The sequence below is a fragment of the Janthinobacterium sp. FW305-129 genome (genome assembly GCF_020858115.1).
In the GTDB taxonomy this organism is placed as follows: Bacteria; Pseudomonadota; Gammaproteobacteria; order Burkholderiales; family Burkholderiaceae_D; genus Janthinobacterium.
The window spans coordinates 1-16035 of sequence record NZ_JACYMM010000011.1; the positions used below are offsets into that span (position 1 = coordinate 1).

The 16035-nt window shown below is 64.3% G+C and carries 16 protein-coding genes and 1 riboswitch; of the genes, 15 read left to right on the top strand and 1 reads right to left on the bottom strand.

The window, feature by feature from the left end; all coding sequences use genetic code 11:
• The 14 genes from IGS61_RS21160 to IGS61_RS21225 form a co-directional block, all read left to right on the top strand.
• A partial coding sequence (locus IGS61_RS21160) for a hypothetical protein (RefSeq protein ID WP_230541445.1) occupies positions 1 to 281 on the top strand: 281 nt, incomplete at its 5' end.
• Between the two features lie 44 nt (positions 282 to 325).
• Complete coding sequence (cobT, locus tag IGS61_RS21165) at positions 326 to 1366, top strand: nicotinate-nucleotide--dimethylbenzimidazole phosphoribosyltransferase (RefSeq protein WP_230541446.1); 1041 nt, start codon at positions 326 to 328, stop codon at positions 1364 to 1366.
• 4 nt (positions 1367 to 1370) lie between these two features.
• On the top strand, positions 1371 to 2180 hold the full coding sequence (locus IGS61_RS21170) for an adenosylcobinamide-GDP ribazoletransferase (protein ID WP_230541447.1): 810 nt from the start codon (positions 1371 to 1373) through the stop codon (positions 2178 to 2180).
• Positions 2181 to 2184: 4 nt separating this feature from the next.
• Positions 2185 to 2739 (top strand): histidine phosphatase family protein, encoded by a 555-nt coding sequence (locus IGS61_RS21175; RefSeq protein ID WP_230541448.1) that lies wholly within the window; start codon positions 2185 to 2187, stop codon positions 2737 to 2739.
• Between the two features lie 44 nt (positions 2740 to 2783).
• Positions 2784 to 3025: riboswitch (cobalamin riboswitch) on the top strand.
• Positions 3026 to 3035: 10 nt separating this feature from the next.
• Complete coding sequence (locus tag IGS61_RS21180) at positions 3036 to 5015, top strand: TonB-dependent receptor domain-containing protein (protein ID WP_230541449.1); 1980 nt, start codon at positions 3036 to 3038, stop codon at positions 5013 to 5015.
• An 88-nt stretch (positions 5016 to 5103) separates the two neighbouring features.
• Positions 5104 to 6129: a FecCD family ABC transporter permease gene (locus IGS61_RS21185; RefSeq protein ID WP_230541450.1), complete on the top strand. Its 1026-nt coding sequence runs from the start codon at positions 5104 to 5106 to the stop codon at positions 6127 to 6129.
• A 7-nt stretch (positions 6130 to 6136) separates the two neighbouring features.
• Positions 6137 to 6904, top strand: a complete 768-nt coding sequence (locus tag IGS61_RS21190; RefSeq protein WP_230541451.1) for an ABC transporter ATP-binding protein — start codon at positions 6137 to 6139, stop codon at positions 6902 to 6904.
• A gap of 1 nt (position 6905) precedes the next feature.
• On the top strand, positions 6906 to 7544 hold the full coding sequence (gene cobO / locus IGS61_RS21195; RefSeq protein WP_230541452.1) for a cob(I)yrinic acid a,c-diamide adenosyltransferase: 639 nt from the start codon (positions 6906 to 6908) through the stop codon (positions 7542 to 7544).
• Between the two features lie 7 nt (positions 7545 to 7551).
• Positions 7552 to 8118, top strand: a complete 567-nt coding sequence (gene cobU / locus IGS61_RS21200; protein ID WP_230541453.1) for a bifunctional adenosylcobinamide kinase/adenosylcobinamide-phosphate guanylyltransferase — start codon at positions 7552 to 7554, stop codon at positions 8116 to 8118.
• Positions 8112 to 9065, top strand: a complete 954-nt coding sequence (gene cbiB / locus IGS61_RS21205; protein WP_230541454.1) for an adenosylcobinamide-phosphate synthase CbiB — start codon at positions 8112 to 8114, stop codon at positions 9063 to 9065. The genes cobU and cbiB overlap by 7 nt, the downstream gene beginning before the upstream one ends.
• Positions 9058 to 10044: a threonine-phosphate decarboxylase CobD gene (cobD, locus tag IGS61_RS21210; protein WP_230541455.1), complete on the top strand. Its 987-nt coding sequence runs from the start codon at positions 9058 to 9060 to the stop codon at positions 10042 to 10044. The genes cbiB and cobD overlap by 8 nt, the downstream gene beginning before the upstream one ends.
• Positions 10041 to 10943 (top strand): cobalamin-binding protein, encoded by a 903-nt coding sequence (locus tag IGS61_RS21215; RefSeq protein WP_230541456.1) that lies wholly within the window; start codon positions 10041 to 10043, stop codon positions 10941 to 10943. The genes cobD and IGS61_RS21215 overlap by 4 nt, the downstream gene beginning before the upstream one ends.
• The gene (locus IGS61_RS21220) at positions 10940 to 11737 is read left to right on the top strand and encodes an ABC transporter substrate-binding protein (RefSeq protein WP_230541457.1); all 798 of its coding nucleotides are present in this window, start codon (positions 10940 to 10942) and stop codon (positions 11735 to 11737) included. Before IGS61_RS21215 ends, IGS61_RS21220 begins: the two co-directional genes overlap by 4 nt.
• Positions 11734 to 13188, top strand: a complete 1455-nt coding sequence (locus IGS61_RS21225; RefSeq protein ID WP_230541458.1) for a cobyric acid synthase — start codon at positions 11734 to 11736, stop codon at positions 13186 to 13188. Before IGS61_RS21220 ends, IGS61_RS21225 begins: the two co-directional genes overlap by 4 nt.
• 3 nt (positions 13189 to 13191) lie before the next feature.
• Here the strand turns inward: IGS61_RS21225 and IGS61_RS21230 are convergent, their stop codons facing one another.
• Positions 13192 to 14337 carry a hypothetical protein gene (locus tag IGS61_RS21230; RefSeq protein WP_230541459.1) on the bottom strand — a complete coding sequence of 382 codons (1146 nt, stop codon included), beginning with the start codon at positions 14335 to 14337 and terminating at the stop codon, positions 13192 to 13194.
• 206 nt (positions 14338 to 14543) lie between these two features.
• Here IGS61_RS21230 and IGS61_RS21235 point away from each other — a divergent pair, with 206 nt between their 5' ends.
• Positions 14544 to 16016 carry a DHA2 family efflux MFS transporter permease subunit gene (locus IGS61_RS21235; RefSeq protein ID WP_230541460.1) on the top strand — a complete coding sequence of 491 codons (1473 nt, stop codon included), beginning with the start codon at positions 14544 to 14546 and terminating at the stop codon, positions 16014 to 16016.
• Positions 16017 to 16035 lie beyond the last annotated feature (19 nt).

Consider the following 16035-nt stretch of genomic DNA (forward strand, 5'->3'; position numbering starts at 1 on the left):
GGCGCTGCACTACATCAAATGTCCACACTTATCGACTGTTAATTGTTAAAGAACTGTATTCGGTACTGCTTATTTGCCACTCTCGCGCTATCGACAAAGCGTTGTGTTTGTCAGCTGCGAAGAAGGAAGAGTATGAAGCATTTCACTACATCCGTCAACTCCTTCTTTTTTCTCGCTTCACGCTGCATTTGCATGCGTCGTTCAGCGAGGGGGCGAATTATAGCCCTGCCCTGTGTGCGCCGCAAGGGCTAATTTGCAGCTGGGCAAATATTGCTGTGTGATATCGTAGTACAGACAATATCCTGCCGCATCTACCTTGACTCCCATGCCTATCCCACACATCGCCCCCACCGCCAATCCCGCACTGGCCAACGCCCTCGAACATGCCATCAATAGCAAGACCAAGCCGCTGGGCAGCCTGGGGCTGCTGGAAACCCTGGCACGCCAGATCGGCCTGATCCAGCAAAGCACGCAACTGGCACTATATCAACCGGCTATCATCGTTTTCGCGGCCGACCATGGCGTCGTCGCGGAAGGCATTTCTGCTTATCCGCAAAGCGTGACCTGGCAAATGGTGGAAAATTTCCTCGGTAACGGCGCCGCCATCAATGTCTTTGCCCGCCAGAACGATTGCGCCTTATATATAGTAGACGCCGGCGTGAACCACGATTTCGGCCCGCGCGACGGCTTGCTCGACCGCAAGCAGGGTCCCGGCACACGCAACTTTGCCAAAGAACCCGCCATGAGCCAGGAACAATGCCTGGTCGCCATGCAAGCGGGCATGGACCTGGCCGCCACCTTGGATGGCAATGTACTGGGCTTTGGCGAAATGGGTATCGGCAATACCACGGCCGCCGCTGCACTGATGCACAAGCTGACCCAAAAGCCGGTCGCCGACTGCGTGGGCGCCGGCACCGGCCTGTCCAAGGAAGGCATATTGCACAAGCAGCGGGTGATCGAAGCGGCTGTCGCCCATCATGCGGCAGTCCATGAGCCGCTCGACGTGCTGGCCACCTTCGGCGGCTTCGAAATCGCCATGATGGCCGGCGCCATGCTGAAAGCCGCCGAAAGGCGCATGATCTTGCTGATCGACGGTTTCATCGTCAGCAGCGCCTTGCTGGTGGCGGCCCGCTTGCAGCCCGCCATCCTCGACTACTGCGTGTTTTCGCACTGCTCCGATGAAAACGGCCACCGCCAGTTGCTGGCCTGTCTGGGTGCGCGTCCGCTGCTGCAGCTCGATTTGCGCCTCGGCGAAGGCACGGGTTCGGCCCTGGCCTTGCCGCTGCTGCACGCAGCCGTCAACTTCATGCGCGAGATGGCGACCTTCGCCTCGGCCCAGGTCAGCGAAAAGTCCACGCCAGACTAAGACCATGGCCAACCCCGTTTCCGCCGCAGTCCACCAGTGCCGCCTCTTCTTCATCGCGCTGCAGTTCTTCACGCGCCTGCCGATCCCGCGCTGGGTGGGTTTCGAGCCGGCCTGGCTGCAGCACGCTTCGCGCTACTTTCCGCTGGTCGGCGTGGTGGTGGCAGCCATTTCCGGCGCCGTGTATCTGCTGGCCAGCTGGCTCCTGCCTTCGACAGTGGCCGTGCTGCTGGCCGCCGCCGCCGGCATCTACCTGACGGGCGCTTTCCATGAAGACGGTTTCGCCGACATGTGCGACGGCTTTGGCGGCGGATTGACGCGCGAGCGGGTGCTGGAGATCATGAAGGATTCGCGCATCGGCGCGTATGGCGCCATCGGCATCGTCTGCCTGCTGGCCATCAAATGCACAACGCTCGCTTCGCTGCCACCTGCCACGGTGGTGGCGACATTATTCATCGCCCATCCTTTGTCTCGCCTGGCCGCCGTCTCGCTGATCTGGGTCATGGACTATGCGCGCGACGAAGGCAAGTCCAAGCCCATGGCACAGGAAATGCGCACGGGTGAATTCCTCATCGCCTCCCTTTGCGCCCTGCTGCCAGCCATCGCCTGCGGCCTGCTGGGGATAGTCGACTGGGGCGCGCTGGCCTTTGCCATCGTGGCGGCGGCAGCTGCCGCACTCTGGCTGGGCCGCAAATGCCAGCGCCGCCTGCAAGGCTACACGGGCGACTGCCTGGGCGCCGTGCAGCAGGTGGCGGAAGTGGCGATTTACCTGGCCATCCTGTCCAGCTTTCAGCCGCAAACACGCTTCTTCTACTAACACCATGCGCCTGATCCTCGTCCGCCACCCCGCGCCGCAAGTCACCAGCGGCACATGCTATGGCCGCAGCGATGTGGCGGTGGCGCCGCACGAAATGGCCGCAGCGCGCGCCAGCCTGCAAGCGACTTTGCCGGCCGGCGTGCCGCTGTATGCCAGCCCGTTGCGCCGCTGCGCCAGCCTGGCGACTGCCCTGGCGCAGGATCTGCCCGCGAGCGAATTACACTTTGATGCCCGGCTGGCCGAAATGGATTTCGGCACATGGGAAATGCAGCCCTGGCACGCGATTGCGCGCGCGGACATCGATGCCTGGGCAGTCGACCTGGCCTGGTACCACCCCGGCGGCGGCGAGAATGTGCTGGCGATGGCCGTCCGCGTCGATGCGTTTTTAGGCGATCTGTTGCGCGAACAACACGAAACTGCCGTCATCATCTGCCATGCGGGTACCATCCGCCTGCTGTCGGTATTGCAGGCCCGGCTGCCATTGGAGGAAACGGCCCTGCTGGCCGCCCGTTCCGTCCATAAAATCGCCTACGGTGCGACGGTCGTCGTCGATTTCTGATATCGAATCGTCCAGCCGGCCATTTCAGTCCACGCCTGCTGCACGTATAATGGCGGGGTTTTGGTGCCCGCGCTCATATCCATGAGCGCAGTTAAACGGGAAACACGATGCCGCGCTCGCGGCGAACGTGTGCTGCCCCCGCAACGGTAAGCAAGTGTCGCCCCCTCCGACAAGAAGCGGGCGACAAGCTATCTCTGACAACCACTGTGCTTGCAATCATCGAGCATGGGAAGGTGGGATGGCCGTACTTGCCAGCCCGGATACCGGCCAGGACAGGTGGAAGTGTGCGAACGGGGATGTTCGCGATCCGAATGGCCCATGGCCATCTTCGATCGTCATCTTCAGTTCCCACTTCTGTTCAATCTGGCCTACGGGGACGTCGGCTGGTTGCATATTACTTACTGAAAATTATCATGACCCATGCTGTTTCCCGCCACGCGGCCCTCACGTCGCTCGCGCTAGCCATTGCCGCGCCTGCCGCTTTCGCCCAAGCCACGCCAGATACCTTCGACCCCATCGTCGTCACCGCCAACCGCTACCCGCAGCACCTGAGCGAGGTCTTGAGCGATACGCAGACCATCAGCTCGGAAGACATCGCGCGCTCGGGCGCCGGTACGCTGATTGACCTGCTGCAAAAGCAGCGCGGCATTGAAGTCAATCGCTATGGCGGCCCAGGCACCGATTCGAGCGTATTCATCCGCGGCGCGAACGGCAACCAGAATATCGTGCTGGTCGATGGCGTGCGTATCGGCTCCGCCACATCTGGCACTGCCAGCTGGAGCGCCCTGCCGCTGTCAAGCATCGACCACGTTGAGATCGTCTACGGCCCACTGAGCACCATGTATGGAGCCGATGCCGTCGGCGGCGTGATCCAGATCTTTACCAAGAAAGGCGACGGCGCGACGCGCTTTTCCGCCTTCGCCGGCTACGGCCGCGACAACACCCGCCAGGTGGAAGCCAGCGTTGCAGGCTCTACCGGTGGCAACAACAGTTTCAGCTACGCGCTGACCGCCGGCAAGGAAAAATCGGATGGATATTCCGCCACCAAACCTGGTAATTTTTCCTATAACGGCGATAAAGACGGCTACGACAAGGAAAGCGTCAGCGGCCAGTTGGGCTACCAGATGGCCAAGGGACATGAAGTCGGCCTGGTTTTCCTGAACAGCAAACTGGATGCACAATACGATGCGGGCTTGAACTTCGACGCGCGCAACGACAAGAAGCAGGAAAGCATTTCGGTCTTCACGAAGAACCAGTTCTTGCCGAACTGGACCAGCGAGCTGCGCTACGCAGAATCGAAGGACAAACTGACCGCGGTATCCGCCAACGGCGCCTTCGGCAGAAGCCAGTTCGACACCAAGCAAAGCGACATCAGCTGGCAAAACGATATTCTCCTCGGCCGCGACACACTGCAACTGCTGGGTGAATACCGTGACGAAGACGTCGTGAGCTCGCTCGAAGGCCTGTCCGGCGGACGCAATACCAAATCGTTCGCAGCGTCGTACAACCTGGTGCGAGGCGCCCACCTGGCCAGCATCAGCGGCCGTCGCGACGACAGCTCGGTCTACGGCATCCACAACACGGGCAGCGTCGCCTATGGCTACCGTTTCAGCAACGCCTTGCGCGCCAACGCCAGCTATGGCACCAGTTTCCGCGCACCGACCTTCAACGATCTGTACTACCCTGGCTCCGGCATCCCCACGAACAAGCCGGAAAAAGGTCGCAATGCTGAAGTTGGATTGCATTACAACGACGGCCAGACGCAACTGAGCGCGATCTACTACCATAACAAGATTACCGATATGATCAACTATGTATACGCTTGCCCGGTGATTGGCTGGAAACCAGGCTATGGCTGCAGCATGAATGTCGACAAAGGTCTGCTCGAAGGCATGACACTGGCTGGCGCGCATAAATTCGGCGCCTTCAACGTCAGTGGCAATATCGACCTGCAAGATCCTCGCAATGAATCGCTCGACAAGCAACTGGCGCTCCGCGCGAAAAAGCACGCCAATTTCGCCGTCGATTACACAACCGGTCCTTTGACCGCCGGTACGGAATGGCAGTTGTCGGGCAAACGTTTTGCAGATTCCGCCAACACGACCACCCTCGGTGGCTATGGCTTGCTGAACCTGTACACCACCTACCAGTTCGCACGTGACTGGTCGGTGCTGGCACGCTGGAACAACATCACCAACAAGGACTATGAACTGAGCCGTTTCTATGCAACGCCAGGCTCGAACCTCTTCGTTGGCGTACGCTACGGCATGAAATAAGCATGATGTAATGATGTAAGCTGCGGGCGATGGCATGCCGCCCTCGCCCGCAGATGCAGTTCTGCAGTCCCCGTTTTTAAGGCAGTACATGCACCCATTTTTCCGCAATATGCGCCACCGCGCCACCGTCATCCTCACGGTGCTGGTCGCGTGCGCCGTTGCCAGCCTGATTTTCTCCGGCATGATCGGCTCGATCGCGATTCCGCTCGCCGACCTGCCTTCCGCCCTGTTCCACGTCGTGCAGGGCAAGACCGACACCCTCGCCGCCACCCTGCTTGACCTGCGCCTGGGCCGTGCGCTGACCGCCTTTGTCACCGGCGCGGCGCTGTCGCTGGCCGGCCTGATGATGCAGGCGCTGCTGCGCAATCCCCTGGCCGATCCTTACGTGCTGGGCATTTCCGCCGGCGCTTCCGTCGGCGCGCTGGCCGCGCTGCTGTTCATGTGCGCGCTGTGGGTGGTCGACGCGGCTGCCTTTGGCGGCGCCGTCGGCGTGTCCATGCTGCTGTACTTTTTTGCGCGCCGCGACCTGCGCGGCGGCACGGCGGCCGAAGGCGGCGCCTCGCTGTTGCTGCTGACGGGCGTGATCCTGGCCTCGGCCTGCATGGCCATCGTCACCCTGATGCTGTCCATCGCCCCGGAAAGCCGCTTGCGCAGCATGGTGTTCTGGATGATCGGCGACCTGTCCGGCGCGCCCGCGCGGCTGATGCCCTGGCTGGTGTTGGCCGGCGCCATGGCCTTCGCCTTGCGCTGCGCGCGCTCGCTGAACGTCATGGCCCTGCACGCGGAAGCTGCCAGCACCCTGGGCGTGCGCGTGGGCGCCCTGCGCAAGGGACTGTTCTTCTGTTCCGGCCTGCTCACGGCCAGCGCCGTCACCAGCGCCGGCAGCGTGGGCTTCGTCGGCCTGATCGTGCCGCACGCGCTGCGCTTTGCCTGCGGCCCCGACCACCGCCTGCTGATACCGGCCGCCGCGCTGGCCGGCGGCACCTTTCTCGTCCTGGCCGACACGCTTGCGCGCACCGTGCTGGCGCCCTTGCAGCTGCCCGTCGGCGTGGTCACGGCCATGATAGGCGCGCCCGTCTTCCTGTACCAGTTACACCGATTGCGCCGCGGATGATGCCAATATGATACGCACCTACCAACTGGGCCTGAAGGCAGGCACGCGCTCCCTCGTGGAAAACCTCACCTGGCAAATCAGGGATGGGGAATGCTGGAGCATCATCGGCCGCAACGGCGCAGGCAAGAGCACCTTGCTGCGCACCCTGGCCGGCTTGCGCGAACCGGATGCCGGCCACGTGACGATACAGGGCCGCGCCCTGGTCGACTGGCCACTGGAAGCACTGGCGCGCGAACGGGCCTTTCTCGCGCAGGCGCGCCACGACGCGTTCTCGTACCGCGTCATCGAAACGGTGCTGTCGGCGCGCCATCCGTATCACGACAACCATTACTGGGAAGGCAGCGACGACCAGCGCATCGCCCTGGCGGCGCTGGCATCGATGGAAGTGGAACACCTGGCCGAGCGCGACGTGCGCAGCCTGTCCGGCGGCGAACGCCAGCGCGTGGCGATCGCCGCCATGCTGGCACAGGACACGCCCCTGCTGCTGCTGGATGAACCGGCCAACGCGCTGGACCTGGCGCACCAGGTCAGCGTCATGGGCCTGCTGGCCAGGCTGTGCCGCGAACAGAATAAAACCGTAGTGATGGTGGGGCATGACCTGAACCTGGCGCACAGCGTCTCGACCCATGCGCTGCTGCTGATGGGCGATGGCGGCTGGCTGGCCGGCCCCGTGGTCGAGGTGATGCAGGCATCCATCCTGGGCGACTACCTGGGCCACCCTATCGAGATCATCGATCACGGCAAACGCAAGATATTCATACCGAAAGAGGACTGACATGAACGACAACATCAACGCGGACACCGCTGCCAATACCGCTGCCATCAACGAACGCCACCGCGTGCGCATGGAGAGAAAGAAGGCCATCATCGACGCGGCCATCGCCAAGGCCGACAAGGAAATCGGCATCATCATCGTCAACACGGGCAACGGCAAGGGCAAGAGTTCGAGCGGCTTCGGCATGGCCATCCGCGCCATGGGCCACGGCATGAAGGTAGGCGTGGTGCAGTTCATCAAGGGCGCCATGTCGACGGGCGAAGAAAAATTCCTGCGCCGCTTCCCCGACGAAATCAGTTTTCATGCGATGGGCGAAGGCTATACCTGGGAAACGCAAAACCGCGAACGCGACATCGAAAAAGCCGAACTGGCATGGGAGCAGGCGAAGACCTTCCTGGCCGACCCAAGCTATGGCCTGGTGCTGTTCGACGAACTCAATATCGCCCTCAAGTACAACTACCTCGACGTGCACAAGGTCATCGCCGATCTGCTCGATCGCCCGGCCATGCAGCACGTGGTCATCACGGGCCGCGGCGCGCCGGATGAATTGATCGCCATCGCCGACACCGTCACCGAAATGGCCGTCGTCAAGCATGCCTATGCGGCCGGCATCGGCGCACAAATCGGCACCGAGTGGTAACAGCGCCATGACGCGCACCCTGGTCTTCGGTGGCGCCCGTTCCGGCAAGAGCGCCCATGCGGAAAAGCTGGCCCGCGAGTCGGGCAAGGAAGTGGTCTACATCGCCACCGCACGGGCGGGCGATGACGAGATGGCCACGCGCATCACGCATCACCGCGCGCAGCGTCCAGCCGGGTGGGCGACACTGGAAGAACCGCTGCGCCTGGGCGACGCCATCCTGCGGGAAGCACGGCCCGGCCGGCTGCTGCTGATCGACTGCCTGACCCTGTGGCTGACGAATTTGATGTTTTCCAGCGGCGAGACGTATCCGGACGTGGGAGACATAGCCTTGCCCGAACTGTTCCACAGCGAGCGCGCGCGCCTGCTGTACGCGCTGGCCGAAATCGGCGATACCGATTGCGACCTCGTTCTCGTCTCGAACGAAGTGGGCATGGGCATCGTGCCGTATGGCGCCATCTCGCGCTGCTTCACCGATGAAGCGGGCCGCTTGAACCAGGCCGTGGCCGCCGTGTGCGACAAGGCTGTCTTTGTCGCCGCCGGCCTGCCGCTGTACCTGAAAGGCGGCCCATGCTGAGCGGCCTGTCGCTGCCTATGCTGGCCGCCTTGATGGCGGCGGGCGTGCTGCTCGACATGCTGCTGGGAGAAACGCGCCGCTGGCATCCGCTGGTGGGCTTTGGACGCCTCGCCAGCGCGCTGGAGCGCCTGCTGAACCGGAGCCGTGGGCGTTTCCTGCGCGGCGCGCTGGCCTGGTCGCTGGCCGTGCTGCCCATCAGCTATGCCGCCTGGTGGCTGTGCGGCCTGGCCGGCGCGGCGCTGCACGTCTTCCTGCTGTATCTGTGCCTGGGATTGCGCAGCCTGCGCGACCACAATCAGCCGATTGCCGACGCCCTGGCCATCGATGACCTGGACAACGCGCGCCTGCTGACGGCGCGCATCGTCAGCCGCGACACGGCCAACGCCGACGCGGCCAGCCTGGCCAAGGCCAGCACGGAGTCCTTGCTGGAAAACGGCAACGACGCCGTCTTCGGCACCCTGTTCTGGTTTGCCGTGGCGGGCGGCCCCGGCGCCGTACTATTCCGGCTGGCGAATACCCTCGACGCCATGTGGGGCTACCGCAATGCGCGCTACGACTGGTTCGGCTGCTGCGCCGCGCGCATCGACGACATATTGAATTACCTGCCGGCGCGCCTGACGGCCCTCTCCTATGTCATGCTGGGCAAGAGCATGGCGGACAAACAGCGCGCCTGGCAATGCTGGCGCACGCAGGCGCCCAACTGGGGCAGTCCGAACGCGGGCCCCGTGATGGCCAGCGGCGCCGGCGCCCTCGGCCTGGCCTTGGGTGGCGACGCCATCTACGACGGCGCGCTGGAGCGCCGCCCGCCGCTGGGCCGCGGCCGTCCCGCCGAAGCGCGCGACATCGACCGCGCCTGGCGCCTGGTGGCCGAAACGGCCGTGCTGTGGCTGATCTGGGTGGCGCTGCTGGCGGGCCTCTCCTGCATGCGGGAGGCCTATCTTGCTTGAACATGGCGGCAATCTGCACGACGCCGCGCGCGAGTATGGGCGGCCGATCGCCGACTGGATCGACCTGTCGACCGGCATCAACCCGCACTGGTATCCAGCGCCAGCACCCGACGCCAACGCCTGGCACCGGCTGCCGGAGGCCGATCCCGCGCTGGCGGCCACCGCCTGCGCTTATTACGACGCACCGGCCATGCTGCCCGTGGCGGGCACGCAAGCCGCCATCCAGGCCCTGCCCCGGCTGCGGCCACCGTCACGCGTGGTGGTGGCCGCGCCCTCGTATGCGGAACACGCACACCACTGGGGCCAGCACGGCCACCAATTGCGGCAAGTGCCGTATGCGCAGCTGGCCGCTGCGGTGGACGGCTGCGACGTGCTGGTCGTCTGCAATCCGAACAATCCCACGGGCGATCGCATCGCACCGGAACAGCTGCTGGAGTGGGCCGGCAAGCTGGCCGCGCGCGGCGGCTGGCTGGTGGTCGACGAAGCGTTTGGCGACACGGAAGCGCAGGCCAGCCTGGGTGCCCATACGCATCGGCCAGGCTTGATCGTGCTGCGCTCGGTGGGCAAATTCTTTGGCCTGGCGGGCCTGCGCCTGGGCTTTGTCGCCGCCCATCCCGCGCTGCTGACGCAGCTGGCCGACATGCTGGGTCCGTGGACCGTCAGCGGCCCGGCACAGCAAGTGGCGCTGGCCGCCCTCACCGACACGCATTGGCAGCACACGATGCGCGAGCGCCTGCGCGGTGAAGGCACCCGCCTGCACCAGCTGCTGGCCGCACACGGCATCGCCAGCAGCGGCACGGCGCTGTTTCAATGGTGGCCGGAAGCACGCGCCGAGGCGCTCTGGCGCCATATGGCAGAATCGGGCATCTGGGTGCGCCTGTTCCGCCACGCTGCCCACGGCATCCGCCTGGGCCTGCCCCCCGACGAACATGCCTGGCTGCGCCTGCAGCAGGCCCTCACCGCATGGAAGCCCTTATGAACTACTTGAAAACCGCACTGCTGCTGGCCGGACTTATCTCGCTGCAGGCGCATGCCGCCATCAGCGTGCGCGACGACGACGGCAATACCGTCACCGTGGCAAAACCGGCGCAGCGCATCCTGGCGCTGGCGCCGCACGTCACGGAACTGCTTTTCGCGGCTGGCGGCGGCGACAAGATCGCCGGCGTCGTCAGCTACAGCGACTTCCCAGAAGCGGCCAAGAAAATCACGCAAGTGGGCGACAACCGCCAGTACGACATGGAACGCATCATTGCCCTGAAGCCGGACCTGATCGTCGTGTGGATGCATGGCAGCGCCGAGCGCCAGATCGCCATGCTGCGCCAGCTGAAGGTGCCCATCTATCACAGCGAGCCGCGCAAGCTGGCCGATATCCCCGACAGCATGGAACGCCTGGGCCAGCTGATGGGCACGGAAAAAACCGCTAAGCCGGCCGCCGCCCAGCTGCGCGCCAAGCTGGCCAGCTTGACGGCGCAATACGCGCAGCGCCCGCCCGTGCGCGTGTTTTACCAGGTGTGGGACAAACCTCTATATACCTTGAGCGGCGCGAGCATCATCAGCGATTCGATGCGCGTATGCGGCGGCCAGAATGTGTTCGCCGCGATGAAGGTGGTGGCGCCCGTCGTCACGCCGGAAGGCGTGCTGCAGGAAGACCCGGAAGTCATCTTCGGCACCAGCGAAAAGAGCGACCCGCGCAGCGAAGGCGGCCTGGCCATGTGGCGCGCCTTCCCGTCGATGACGGCCGTGCGCAAGAATAACCTGTTCCGCCTGAATGGCGACCTGCTGAACCGCGCCGGCCCGCGCATGATCGAAGGCACGGCCGCCATGTGCGAACAGCTGGAAGTGGCTCGCCAGCGCCGTAGCGGCAAGGCGGCTCAATGAGTCACTACCAGCGCATCGCCTGTTTGTCGACGGAAGCCGTGGAAACGCTGTACGCGCTGGGTGCCGAGGACGTCATCGCGGGCATCTCCGGCTTTACCGTGCGCCCGCCACGGGCGCGCGAGGAAAAAACCAGGATCAGCGGCTTTTCGTCCACGAACCTGGAACGCATCCTGGCAGTGGAACCCGACCTCGTGATCGGCTTTTGCGACATGCAGGCCGATATCTGCCGCGACCTGGTCAAGGCCGGCATCGAAGTACACCAGTTCAACCAGCGCACGGTGGACGGCATCCTGCGCATGATCGGCGTGCTGGCCGCGCTGGTGCGGCGCGAGGAAGCGGGCAAATTGCTGATCGCCAGCCTGCGCGCGGACATCGCCGCCGCCCGGGCCCGGGCCGCCGCCTGGACGCGCAAGCCCGTGATGTATTTTGAAGAGTGGAACGATCCCCTGATGAGCGGCATCGGCTGGGCGGCGGAACTGATCGAGATCGCCGGCGGCACGGACGCCTTCCCTGAATTGTCCGTACAGCCCGGCGCGAAGGAGCGCATCATCGCCGATTCCCACGACGTGCTCGTACGCGCGCCCGACATCATCCTCGCCAGCTGGTGCGGCAAGAAGTTCCAGCCGGCGCAGCTGGCGGCGCGCCCGGGCTGGGATGCGATTCCCGCCGTGAAAAACCAGATGCTGTTCGAGATCAAGTCGCCCGACATCCTGTCGCCCGGCCCGGCGGCGATTACCGAAGGGCTGCGCCAGATCAGCGACATCATCTCAGCCTGGCAGGAGCAGCAGGCATGAAGCTTCCCTTTCCCGTCCTGATGGTGCAGGGCACGACGTCCGACGCGGGCAAGAGCACCGTCGTCGCGGCGCTGTGCCGGTTGTTGAAACGCCGTGGCGTGACGGTGGCGCCGTTCAAGCCGCAAAACATGGCCTTGAACAGCGCGGTGACGAGCGACGGCGGCGAGATCGGCCGCGCGCAAGCCCTGCAGGCGCTGGCCTGCGGCATCGCGCCGCATACGGACATGAATCCGGTGCTCTTGAAACCATCGTCGAACACGGGCGCGCAGGTGATCATCCACGGCAAGGTGCGCGCCGAGATGGATGCGCGCGACTACCAGCAATATAAAACCATCGCGATGGGCGCCGTGCTGGAGTCCTTTACGCGCTTGCGCCAGCAATACGGCGCCGTCATCGTCGAAGGCGCGGGCAGCCCCGCCGAAGTCAACCTGCGCGCGCGCGACATCGCCAACATGGGCTTTGCCGAAGCCGTCGACTGCCCCGTGATCCTGGTGGCCGACATCGACCGGGGCGGCGTCTTCGCGCACATCATCGGCACCCTGGCGTGTTTGTCCGACAGCGAGCGGGCGCGCATCCTCGGCTTCGTCATCAACCGCTTCCGCGGCGACATCTCGCTGCTCACGCCCGGCATCGACTGGCTGGAACAGCAGACGGGCAAGCCCGTGCTGGCCGTGCTGCCCTATCTGCAAGGCCTGTTCCTCGACGCGGAAGACGCCGTCGAAGCGACGCAAGCCGAACGCGGCGCCTTCAAGGTGGTGGTACCGCAACTGCCGCGCATCAGCAACCACACGGATGTCGACGCGCTGCGCGCCCACCCCGGCATCGACCTGCAATTCATCAAACAGGACCAGCCGATTCCGCCGGCCGACCTGGTGATCCTGCCAGGCAGCAAGAACACGCGGGGCGACCTGGCCTGGCTGCAGCAGCAAGGCTGGCCCGCCTACCTGACCAGACACCTGCGCTATGGCGGCAAGGTGCTCGGCATCTGCGGCGGCTTCCAGATGCTGGGGCAGAGCGTGCGCGATCCGCTGGGCGTGGAAGGCGCGGCGGGAGAATCAAAGGCACTGGGCCTGCTCGACCTGGTGACGGAATTAACAAGCGACAAGCGGCTGGAACAAGTGCGCGGCCAATGCGCGTTTGCCGGCGCGGCCGATGCGCCGGTGGCAGGCTATGAAATCCACATGGGCGTCTCGCATGGCGCGGCGCTGGCGCAGCCGGCCTTCGTCATCGACGGCCGCCCGGAAGGGGCCGTGTCGGACGACGGGCAAATCCTCGGCAGCTACTTGCACGGCATGTTCGACACGCCCGCCGCGTGTTCGGCGCTGCTGCGCTGGGCGGGGCTGGACTCCGGCCACACGGTGGACACCGCCGCCCTGCGCGAGGCCAGCCTGGAGCGCATCGCCGATGCGGCCATTCCGCTGCTGGCCGCCCTGGATCACCTCAAACGCTAGCGATTACTTTTTCAGGCACGTGCCCATGTACGTGCGGTCGGTCGAGAACTCGACCGCCATGCTCGACGACACCGGCATGAACATCGAGTAATCTGCCGGCACGTCGGCCGGGTCCTTGAACACGGCGATGCCATCGAAATCGACGGCCTGCGCGCCCAGGCCCAGCTTGTTGACGGTGATGGTTTCCGCATGCGTCTTACCGCTCGTGTTATTCGTCAGGGTGGCGGTGCTGCCGGCAATCTCGATTTTCGCGCTGATGCCCGGTGCCGAGCAGGCGTAGCTGCCGGCGATTTCAGTGCCGATCTTCTGTTGTTTGGCGGCGACGATGGTGCCCACGCGCAGCACGTTCTGCTGGTTGCGGCTGTAGCGGTCGATGAACAGCGCCAGCCCCCGGTCGCCGGCATGCACGTGGACAATGCCGAAATCCTGCTGGCCCTGGCGGGCGACGAGCAAACCGTTCTTTGCATCCTTGACCAGGGTCAGGCTGGCGTTTTCCGCTTCCAGCTGCGGCGATACCGCAGAGCACACGCCTTGCGCATTGAACACGCCGCCATTGCACAGTTGCGCGCTGCCATCGGCCGCCACCGTGAGGCTGCCCTTCGGATTGAAGCGGTCGCCACCATTCGAGGCATTGCGCATGGCGCCCAGGAAGATATAGCTGCCGGCCAGCTTGGCCACGTCGGTGGCGGTATAGCCACTGCCGCTGACGTTGGAATTCATGCTGCCCAGCTTCACCGTCCCTGTCAGCAGGCGCGTGCGCGCATCGACGGTGACGCTGAAATCCGTTGCCGTATAGGTGGTGAGATTGCCGACGGTGACAGCGCTGAAACTGCCGCTGCGGTCGCTCAAGCCGAACTGCGTCGACAGCACGCGGATGACGTAGGTTTTCTTTGCGCTGTCGAACGCGATGCGCCACGTGTCCCCGATATCGGCCGCTACGTCATATACCGTCTCGTCCGCATTGGCGCCGGCGATCACGGCCAGGCCAGCCTGGGCCGCGACCGCTTGCGAGGCGACCGTCACGGGATCGGCGACGGGGGTGACCACGACGGGCGGCGTGACTGGCGCTTCCGGCGCAGCGTGATCGCCGCCGCCGCCGCAGGCGGACAGGGCGGCGCTCAGGGCAAGGAAGGTAAGTGCATTTTTCATATGGCATGACTTTCGGGAAGGAGAGGCGGGAGCTGCCGGAAAACACATGCTAGCCTTGCCAGTAATCTATTGCCATGGAACAAATGTTCCATGGACTCTGCCCCCGAGTCGATGCCAGAATGAACGGCGCGGGCGGCAAGCCTGCGCCATTTATGTGACAATTCATCGTACTGTCGGCTCCGTCTTACCTCCTCAGGCTCGCATCCATGACCAGTTCCCCGATTAAAAGCTATCTTCCCTGGGTGGTCGCCACCGCCCTGTTCATGGAGCAACTCGACTCCACCATCGTCAACACCGCCATTCCCGCCATGGCCGCCAGCCTCAACGTGACGCCGCTGAGCCTGAAGGCCGTCGTCACCAGCTATATCCTGAGCCTGGCCGTGTGTATCCCCATCAGCGGCTGGATGGCCGACCGCTTCGGCACGCGGCGCGTGTTTTCCGCCGCCGTTGCCATCTTCACCATCGCCTCCATCCTGTGCGGCCTGTCCGTAAATGCGCCCATGCTGGTGGCCGCGCGCCTGCTGCAGGGCGTAGGCGCGGCCATGATGATGCCGGTGGGCAGGCTCACCATCATCCGCACCTTTCCCAAGTCACAATTGCTGGCGGCCATGAATTTCGTCATCATCCCCGCCCTGATCGGGCCCCTGCTGGGGCCTACCGTGGGCGGGCTGATCGTCCACTGGCTGTCGTGGCGTGAGATTTTCTTCGTCAACGTGCCTGTCGGCCTGGCGGCGCTGTACCTGGCGCACCGCTACATGCCCGACTATTACGGCGACAAGCCCCGTCCGCTGGACCTGATCGGCCTGGTGCTGTTCGGCACGGGCATCGCGCTGCTGTCGTGGCTGCTGGAAATCTTCGGCGAACACCGCATCGACGGTACTTCGTTTGCCGTGCTGCTGTTCATTTCCATCAGCCTGCTGGCTGCGTATGCCTGGCATTCGAGCGAAGTGCTGCACCCGCTGCTGCGCCTGGCCCTTTTCAAGATCCGCACTTTCCGCGTCTCGGTGGTGGGCGGCTTCGTCACGCGCCTGGGCGTGGGCGGCCTGCCCTTCCTGTTGCCGCTGCTGTACCAGCTGGGCCTGGGCTTGCCCGCCTGGCAATCGGGATTGCTGATGATGCCGTCGGCCGCCGCCGCCATGGGCATGAAATTCATTTCCGCGCGCGTGCTGGCCCGCTTCGGCTACCGCCAGGTGCTGATCGTCAACACCGTGCTGATCGGCATTACCATCGCCATGTTTTCGCAGGTGGGCGCGGGCACGCCCCTGTATGTGATCGTCGCCATCAGCCTGTGCCTGGGCTTTTTCAATTCGCTGCAATTTTCCAGCATGAATACCATCGCGTATGCCGACGTCGACAAGGCCGATTCCAGCATGGCCAGCACCATCGCCAGCTCGATGCAGCAACTGTCGATGAGCTTTGGCCTCGCCTTCGGTTCGCTGATCACGGGCTGGTACCTGGGCGACATGCCGCAGTCGGACCGCGCCATGCTCAGCACGGCACTGCACCACGCCTTCCTCACCCTGGCCGCCCTGACGGTGCTGTCCTCGCTGACCTTCTGGACCCTGCGCCGCGACGATGGCGAAAGCATCAGCAAGGGCACGGACAGCGACGAGGACGATGCGGCCGACGTGAAAGCCCAGGCCGTTGTACAGACGGAAGTGCAAACCACAAAAGGCTGAGCCACATCAAGCTTGCCGC

Excerpts from the sequence above, each read along its gene's own strand:
- IGS61_RS21185 (WP_230541450.1), top strand. The coding sequence starts at position 5,104 with ATGCACCCATTTTTCCGCAATATGCGCCACCGCGCCACCGTCATCCTC.
- IGS61_RS21175 (WP_230541448.1), top strand. The coding sequence starts at position 2,185 with ATGCGCCTGATCCTCGTCCGCCACCCCGCGCCGCAAGTCACCAGCGGC.
- IGS61_RS21180 (WP_230541449.1), top strand. The coding sequence starts at position 3,036 with ATGTTCGCGATCCGAATGGCCCATGGCCATCTTCGATCGTCATCTTCA.
- IGS61_RS21225 (WP_230541458.1), top strand. The coding sequence starts at position 11,734 with ATGAAGCTTCCCTTTCCCGTCCTGATGGTGCAGGGCACGACGTCCGAC.
- cbiB (WP_230541454.1), top strand. The coding sequence starts at position 8,112 with ATGCTGAGCGGCCTGTCGCTGCCTATGCTGGCCGCCTTGATGGCGGCG.
- IGS61_RS21170 (WP_230541447.1), top strand. The coding sequence starts at position 1,371 with ATGGCCAACCCCGTTTCCGCCGCAGTCCACCAGTGCCGCCTCTTCTTC.
- IGS61_RS21220 (WP_230541457.1), top strand. The coding sequence starts at position 10,940 with ATGAGTCACTACCAGCGCATCGCCTGTTTGTCGACGGAAGCCGTGGAA.
- IGS61_RS21230 (WP_230541459.1), bottom strand. The coding sequence starts at position 14,337 with ATGAAAAATGCACTTACCTTCCTTGCCCTGAGCGCCGCCCTGTCCGCC.
- IGS61_RS21235 (WP_230541460.1), top strand. The coding sequence starts at position 14,544 with ATGACCAGTTCCCCGATTAAAAGCTATCTTCCCTGGGTGGTCGCCACC.
- IGS61_RS21215 (WP_230541456.1), top strand. The coding sequence starts at position 10,041 with ATGAACTACTTGAAAACCGCACTGCTGCTGGCCGGACTTATCTCGCTG.
- cobO (WP_230541452.1), top strand. The coding sequence starts at position 6,906 with ATGAACGACAACATCAACGCGGACACCGCTGCCAATACCGCTGCCATC.
- IGS61_RS21190 (WP_230541451.1), top strand. The coding sequence starts at position 6,137 with ATGATACGCACCTACCAACTGGGCCTGAAGGCAGGCACGCGCTCCCTC.
- cobT (WP_230541446.1), top strand. The coding sequence starts at position 326 with ATGCCTATCCCACACATCGCCCCCACCGCCAATCCCGCACTGGCCAAC.
- cobU (WP_230541453.1), top strand. The coding sequence starts at position 7,552 with ATGACGCGCACCCTGGTCTTCGGTGGCGCCCGTTCCGGCAAGAGCGCC.